Origin of the sequence: uncultured Streptococcus sp. (assembly GCF_938036805.1) — a bacterium.
Lineage (GTDB): Bacteria > Bacillota > Bacilli > Lactobacillales > Streptococcaceae > Streptococcus.
Window position 1 is genome coordinate 1 of sequence record NZ_CALHWC010000020.1, and the last position, 6,654, is coordinate 6,654.

General features: G+C 46.0%; 4 protein-coding genes. All 4 read right to left on the minus strand.

The window, feature by feature from the left end:
* Window positions 1–3,235, minus strand: a 3,235-nt coding sequence (locus tag Q0191_RS00910; protein WP_297662977.1) for a GbpC/Spa domain-containing protein, incomplete at its 3' end; no start/stop codon positions are given.
* A 285-nt stretch (window positions 3,236–3,520) separates the two neighbouring features.
* Window positions 3,521–4,399, minus strand: a complete 879-nt coding sequence (gene truB / locus Q0191_RS00915) for a tRNA pseudouridine(55) synthase TruB (RefSeq protein ID WP_297662979.1) — start codon at window positions 4,397–4,399, stop codon at window positions 3,521–3,523.
* Window positions 4,400–4,411: 12 nt separating this feature from the next.
* Entirely contained in the window at window positions 4,412–5,683 is a 1,272-nt protein-coding gene (locus Q0191_RS00920) for a DUF2130 domain-containing protein (protein ID WP_297662981.1), read from the minus strand.
* A 387-nt stretch (window positions 5,684–6,070) separates the two neighbouring features.
* Window positions 6,071–6,654: pyrroline-5-carboxylate reductase (proC, locus tag Q0191_RS00925; protein WP_297662983.1), on the minus strand; the 584-nt coding region annotated here is incomplete at its 5' end.

Sequence of the window (6,654 nt, forward strand, 5' to 3'; positions counted from 1 at the left end):
TGTCAACAACCTTAGCCAATGGAGACTTACCATCCTTACCGTCTTTAACGATGGTAGATGAAGTTACTTCGTCTGGATCCAACTGACCATTGCCGTTCTTATCAAGACCAACTTTAACAGTATGAGTGCCGTCGTTGTTGTCTACGACTTGCGCCAATGATGGTTTACCATCTTCACCTTTTGCTCCTGTAGCTCCAGTTTCACCTTTATCGCCTTTGGCTCCGGTCGCACCTGTTGCACCGGTTGCGCCAGCTTTGCCATCTTTAATGACTGTAGAAGATGTCACTTCATCTGGATCCAACTGGCCGTTATTGTTCTTATCGAGTCCGACTTGAACAGTATGGGTGCCGTTGTTGTTATCAACAACCTTAGCTAGTGGAGATTTGCCATCCTTACCGTCTTTAACGATGGTAGATGAGGTTACTTCGTCTGGATCGAGCTGGCCGTTATTGTTCTTATCAAGACCAACTTTAACAGTGTGAGTGCCGTTATTATTATCCACGACTTGGGCTAATGATGGCTTACCATCTTCGCCTTTAGCTCCAGTTGCGCCTGTAGCTCCAGTTTCACCTTTATCGCCTTTTGGTCCTGCTGCACCGGTTGCACCTGTGGCGCCAGTTTCACCTTTATCGCCCTTAGCTCCGGTTGCGCCTGTGGCACCTGTGGCGCCCTTATCGCCTTTTGGCCCTGTTGCGCCTGTGGCTCCTGTGGCTCCTTTATCACCTTTCGGGCCTGCTGCGCCTGTGGCTCCTGTGGCTCCAGTTTCGCCCTTATCGCCTTTTGGTCCTGCTGCACCGGTTGCACCTGTGGCTCCAGTTGCGCCTTTATCGCCTTTTGGTCCTGCTGCACCGGTTGCACCTGTGGCGCCAGTTGCGCCTGTGGCTCCTGTGGCTCCAGTTGCGCCCTTATCGCCTTTTGGTCCTGCTGCACCGGTTGCACCTGTGGCTCCAGTTGCGCCTTTATCGCCTTTTGGTCCTGCTGCACCGGTTGCACCTGTGGCGCCAGTTGCGCCTTTATCGCCTTTTGGTCCTGCTGCACCGGTTGCACCTGTGGCTCCAGTTGCGCCCTTATCGCCTTTTGGTCCTGCTGCACCGGTGGCACCTGTGGCTCCAGTTGCGCCTGTTGCCCCCTTAGGCCCAGTTGGTCCCGCATTACGTTTGACAACCATGATGGTATCTACAGGATCAACGTAATTGTGTCCTTTAAATCCTCTTACAGTTCCACCATTTTTAAGTGTCTCAAGTTCTTGAGCTGTAAACTTAGGATTTGGTACGTCATTTAGGTTTTCTGGTTTTGGTCCTACAACAATAACTTGTCCGTCTTTACCTTGTTGGTAAACAATCTGAGAACCAGTTTGATTGTCAAAGGCGCGTTTTTGATCTGGAGTGGCATTCTCATAATCTACGACTCTGACATTATGTGGAATATCCATGACAAATCTGTCATAAGATTTTTCTGGTTCTGGTGCTGGAACTTCATTGACATAAGCTGCAGGAGTGTAAGTCAAAGTAGGGTTAGTTACGACGTTATTCGCTTTTACGTTGGTGTTAAATGAGAACCATTGGCGAATTGGACGCGGCCAGTGTTGACCAGGATTAGTAGTCGCAATATCATAACTTAATGTTGTACCACTTGTAACTTTTGCAGCACCTGCTCCCCAGAACTCATTCGGGTTACCTTGTTGGTCCCATTGATATTCAGTTTGGCCTTTATAAGAGTTATTCTTACCATTTGCGTAGTACCAACCATTTGCCTGTGGAACGATAGAAGAACCTACAATTTGTACATTCTGCATATTTGAGCTCAAATTACCATAAATTTCAGCGTAAATATCATTCCCGTGGTGGTTACGTGAGGCGAAAGAAACAACACCTGGTGTTTTACCAAAGTCTACCTTAGTACCATCCGCATAATAGAATTCCCATTCCATATGCAACTGGTTACCAGTTCCTTTACGATCATAGCTGGATCCATTCCAAACTGTCATAGTTGGATCTTTATGGATAGCCATTACCATACTATCATCATAAGCAGAACTCTTCTTAGGCGTATATCTAGCAACAGCTTTCGTAATAGGTCGACCACCAGCAAATGAGTTATGCAAGGTGTACTCCACTGTTGTGGTTCTACCAACTTGTGAATGAACCATGTAGTAGCCATCTGTGGCATCTTTGATGATTCGCTCTGCTGGCGGTTGACTTGTGTCAGCTCTGGTTACAACTGCATTCGGTTGAGTAGTTGTTCCGTCTCGCCACTCACTGTAGCTCCGACTATCCAAGGCTTCACGAACATATTGATTTCGAGATAAGAGAGTACTGTCTTTGACAAACCAGTCTCCTTGTGCCAGCCTAATCTTAGCCGTTGCGTTTGGCTCATCAGAGAACACGAGGTTTTGCGGAGCAATTTGTTGCAAGCTTCCTTCTTGACCAGTTAGTTGTTGAGCTCTTCTTTTAGCTGCCAAGTAATTATTGATCTTGTCGCTCATGGCTCGAGCTTCAGCATTTTGAAGGTCAGCTGCTTGACGTTCAAAATTGCGTCTTTCTTCGTCAGTTGTTGCTGTTCCAAAATTTCTAAGTTGATTCGGTGTAACCGGCAAATTCTCTGATGCCGCGACGTCCAACTGAGTTTTCAAGGCTTTTGATTGAACAGTAGCTATATTCCCATCTTGGCTAACAGTGTAGTCTGACCCTTGCCGAACAGCACCAGTATTTCGGAATCCTGATGTACCGCTAACACTTCTGAATCCTGATGTACCTGAACGCTTAGGTTGTGCGGCTGCATTAGCTTCAGAACTTGGTGTTTTTGGTTCTGTTTTTTCTTCTTTTGGCTCAGCCTTTTCTTCTGCTTTAGCTTCTTTCGGAGCGCTTGTTTCTTCTGACTTCTCATCTTTTGAAACAGCTGCTTCTTCCGTTTTAGCTACTTCTTCAGTGCTCGGTGCAGCTTGATCTTTGGCTTCAGTTGCCTGATCATTTGCACTGGCTTGCGCAGTATTCTTTTCAGGTGCAGCTTGTGCTTCAGTTGCCTGTTTCTCAGAATCTTCTTCATCCGAAACTTTCGCAGTTTCTGCTACTTGTGGCAATTGGTCTTGTGCAGAAGGACTAACTTCTTGCGCACTTGCAACTCCCCCTCCTAGAAAGAAAATACTTGATCCTAGAAAAACAGAACATGCTCCCCATGCTCTCGTCTTACGAATCGTAAAACGTTGCCTTTCTATTTTCTTCCAGTCTTGTCCCATGTATTGGAACCCTCCTTATTATTTTAAAATTGTCACTCTTCTAATAGTACCATATAAGTAGGATTTAAGCAATGATAATCCCCTGTTTTTTCTCTATCATTTTTTACCAAAATGCCTAAATTTGGAGTATTCTTATTTCAAAACATGTACTAAGATATACAAGCGTCTTCTATGCCTTTGGAGACAAAATTTCTGACCATTTTTAACTTCAATATTTATTTGATTATTCAAGTCATATAAAAAATCCTGAAAATATATTTCAGGATGCTAATATGCTATATACCATCAAAGAAAAACTTTTTTGGGTTTATAATATTCGTCTCTTTTCTCTAAGATGGCGATAAGCTTACCTTTATGAAAACCAGCCAAGATTGTTGCCGCATTTTCAATGGGAATAAAACGACCGTAGCGCACTTCTTCGAGCTGCTCTGCTGTCAGTTCAAGCTTAGGTAGGTCACCTGTCCCCAACTCCAGAGGCTGTAGAAAGGAGAAATCCTCCACTGCTACTCGCTCCGCTATTTCATCCAAGGTCAAAGCATCATCCAAGCTCATACCTGCTGAAGAAGTCCTTGTCAGCTGGGACATGTGACTGGCAAAGCCGAGCTTGGCTCCCAAATCAACAGACAGAGTTCGGACATAGGTCCCCTTGCTGCACTTTACTCGAAAGCGAAAACGAGCTTGCTCATCTTCATAGGAAATCGGACTAGTGCGCTCGAAACTATAGATGGTTACCTGCCGCTCTGGCCGTTCCACTTCTTGGCCAGCACGCGCATACTCATAAAGCTTGCGACCATTGACCTTGACTGCAGAGTACATGGGCGGAATCTGGCGAATCTCACCGGTCATGGACTCCATCGCTTCATCGATAAGGGCTTCTTCTAAAAGCTCCGTCACTGGCGTCCGCTCTAGGATGTCTCCGCTGGCATCCTCTGTTGTCGTTGAGCAGCCCAGAGTAATTTCACCTTCGTAAACTTTGCCCTCCTCCTGCATAAACTCAACCAAACGCGTCGTCTTTCCTACAGCAATCGGAAGCACCCCGACTACATCTGGATCCAAGGTCCCCCCGTGACCAATTTTCTTGGTCTTTAAAATCTTGCGCAGCTTAAATACCGCATCATGCGAGGTCATGCCCGCTTCTTTTCTTAAGTTGATAATACCGTTCATTGTCTTGTTTTCTTACTTCTCCTTCAAAGCTTCAAACTTAGCTTTCATGGTAGGATTTTTGCGTATCAATTTTTTGACAGATACGTCGTCCAGTTTGTTGTTTGCCAAGCGCAGCTGGTTTTCAGAGGTTGTCAGGAATTTCTTGATTTCTTCCATCCGACGGATAGCCTTGTCAATCTCTTCGATGGCCTTGCCAAAGTTGGTCGAAGCAGACTGATAGTTCTTGGCGAAAGCTACTTTAAAGGCATCCAAATCTTCCTCAAAATGTGTAATATCAATGTTCTGCTCCCGCACCAAGGCTAGTTCCTGCTTGTACTGGAGCGAGTTAAGCGCAGCATTACGCAGGAGGGTAATCATGGGCAGAAAGAACTGAGGCCGGATAACATACATCTTCTCATAGGCATATGACACATCGACAATACCTGAATTGTAGAGCTCGCTATCAGCCTCAAGAAGTGTCACCAGAATAGCATACTCACAGCCTTTCTCCCGCCGGTCCTTATCCAGCTCTTTGAAAAAATGCTCGTTTTTCTTCTTGGTAGCTGTCTCATCGCCTTCATTTTTCATCTCAAACATGATGGAGAGGATTTCTACACCATTTTCATCCACCTCACGGTAAATGTAGTCGCCCTTGCTACCGGTTCTGGCATCATTGTCCTTGCCAAACTCCGCTCGTGGGAACATCCCCATACGGTTCTTGTTAAACTCGTACTCGCAGTGTTGTTCCAAACTCTCGCCAATCATCTTAGTAGACTGCTTGGCCTTAAAATCCTTGTAGAACTCTATGGTCTCATCTTTCTGCCGCAGCTCTACCTCATAGCGCTCTTTGAGAGAGGTCTGAGTCAGCGCTGCTTCCTTTTCTTGCAAGACTAGCTGATTCTTAACCTCGTCTCGCTCTTTTTCCAGCGCAGACAAGGTCTTTTGAAGTTGATTTTCATGCTCCAAACGCAGAGTTGTCAGCTGACTTTCCAATTGCTGAACTTCCTTATCCTTCTCCTGCAATTGAAGACTGGCTGCCTGCTCCGCCTCTTTCTTTGCCAATTCCTGCTGGGTCTCAAACTGAGCAATTTGACTTTGAAGCTTGCTAATTTCCTGTTCTTTCTGCGATAGGAGGGCTTGTTGGGCATTCTGGGATTTTTGCTCTGCTAAAGCCAGCTCCTGCTCAATCCGAGCATGAATCTCCTTGTCAAACTCCGCCGTCCGAACCTGCGACAAAAGCTCACTGTACTGGCTCTCATTGACTGTAAAAACCTCCCCGCAGTTGGGGCATTTGATTTCATTCATGGGGTACCTCATTCAAGATTTTTCTCTACTTCATTATACCATTCTTCCCTTTAAATGAAAAACGAGGCTGGGACAAAAGTTCTAGCCTCTCAATTGTCTTTGGATTGTCGAGCAAGACGCAGTGGTTGAGTGGGCTCTACTACGCTGATTTCATCAGCTTTTACAGCCCTACTCAACTGTGCGGAGGTGGGACAACGAAATCGAATTCTAACGAATTACCGATTTCTGTCCTACTCTAGCTTGTTTAGGGAATTTCACTACTTTATCCATAATCTTCTAGAACGACATCTTTCCCTTGGTATTCCCTAGTTTACGCTACGACCTGCCCATGAAAGTTAGATTTTTTACTTCCAGCCTTAAGGAAGCATCTCAAAGTCGGTAGATTCTTTATTTCCCCAACTCCTGCGTCCTCTTGTAGGCTGCTTGAACGGCAGCCATGACTGTTCCTCGAAAGGCATTTTCTTCCAAACTAGCTACCCCAGCAATGGTCGAACCAGCCGGACTGCAGACCTGATCTTTGAGCTGGGCCGGATGTTGGCCACTGATCTGACTTAGTTTAGCAGCGCCTAAAAGGGTTTGATTGGCCAGTTCAAGCGATATGTCGCGACTAAGTCCTGCTCGGACACCTGCATCCGCTAAAGCCTCTATAAAGAGATAGACGAAAGCTGGTCCACAGCCAGCAAGAGCTGTCGCCGCATCCAACTGCTTTTCATCTAGTTTGAGCAAAAGGCCAGCCGAAGACAGAAGTTCACGCAACAAGTCTTCGTCCGCTCGCTTCGCCCGCTGGGATAAGGCATAGCTAATAACGCCCTCGCCAACAGCTACCGGTGTATTAGGCATTATCCGAATCCAACGATGGTGACTAGGTGTCATTTTTTCCAATCTTTCCAAGGTCAGACCAGCAGCCATCGAAACTAGCAAAAGAGACTCCCGTTTTTCTAGAACTTCCTGATAATCAGCCAGCAAGTCAG

Coding starts and splice junctions, on each gene's coding strand:
- Q0191_RS00920 (WP_297662981.1), bottom strand. CDS start 5,683: ATGAATGAAATCAAATGCCCCAACTGCGGGGAGGTTTTTACAGTCAAT.
- truB (WP_297662979.1), bottom strand. CDS start 4,399: ATGAACGGTATTATCAACTTAAGAAAAGAAGCGGGCATGACCTCGCAT.